This is a genomic window from Kitasatospora sp. NPDC088351 (assembly GCF_040685575.1).
In the GTDB taxonomy this organism is placed as follows: domain Bacteria; phylum Actinomycetota; class Actinomycetes; order Streptomycetales; family Streptomycetaceae; genus Kitasatospora.
The window spans coordinates 1-822 of record NZ_JBFBIL010000065.1 but is presented as its reverse complement, the minus strand read 5'-3'; the positions used below and the strand labels follow the sequence as shown (position 1 = coordinate 822).

The following is an 822-nucleotide window of genomic DNA, read 5'->3' as shown; positions in this document are numbered from 1 at the left end:
AACCGCCACCCGAGGGACGGTCATCGCGACGGGCGCCGCCACGGTCGTCACGGTCCCGGTTGAAACCACCGGAGGGACGGTCGTCGCGACGGAAGCCACCGCGGTCGTCACGGTCGCGGTTGAAACCGCCACCCGAGGGGCGGTCGTCACGACGGAAACCGCCACCGGACGGACGGTCGTCACGACGGGCGCCGCCACGGTCGTCACGGTCCCGGTTGAAACCGCCACCCGAGGGACGGTCATCGCGACGGAAACCGCCACCGGACGGACGGTCATCGCGACGGGCGCCGCCACGGTCGTCACGGTCCCGGTTGAAACCACCACCGGACGGACGGTCGTCACGACGGAAACCGCCGCCGCCGGAGGGGCGGTCGTCACGACGCGGGCGGTCGTCACGGTCGTCGCGACGCGGACCACGGTCGTTGGACCAGCCCCCGCGAGACCGGGGCTCGTAGCCGCGGCCGTCGTCCGATCGACGCTCGGGACGGTCCTGGGGCTGGTTCGACATTGTGGTGACTCCTTCTGCTGCTTCAGCTCCACCGCGGACCGGGCGACACGACTGCCCTCACGCGGTTCGATGCCGGCCTCCTGGCCGGGCACCATCTCCATTGTCCGACATCCCGGGAGACCTCGCGTCTGGGCGAAAGTCCCTGGTGTGCCGGCACTGCACATGTTCGCAAAACACAAAAAGGCCGCGGCCCCAGCGAATCGCTGGGGCCGCGGCCTTGAATAATTGTTCGGCGGCGTCCTACTCTCCCACAGGGTCCCCCCTGCAGTACCATCGGCGCTGTGAGGCTTAGCTTCCGGGTTCGGAATGTAACC

The 822-nt window shown here is 69.3% G+C and carries 1 protein-coding gene and 1 rRNA gene; one reads left to right on the top strand and one right to left on the bottom strand.

Going from position 1 to position 822, the window contains the following annotated elements; translation table 11 throughout:
• Positions 1 to 733 (top strand): hypothetical protein (locus tag AB0P06_RS31250; RefSeq protein WP_363613281.1); only part of this gene is annotated, 733 nt, incomplete at its 5' end.
• A gap of 2 nt (positions 734 to 735) precedes the next feature.
• Here AB0P06_RS31250 and rrf read toward each other — a convergent pair.
• A 5S ribosomal RNA gene (rrf, locus tag AB0P06_RS31245) occupies positions 736 to 822 on the bottom strand; the annotation flags it as partial.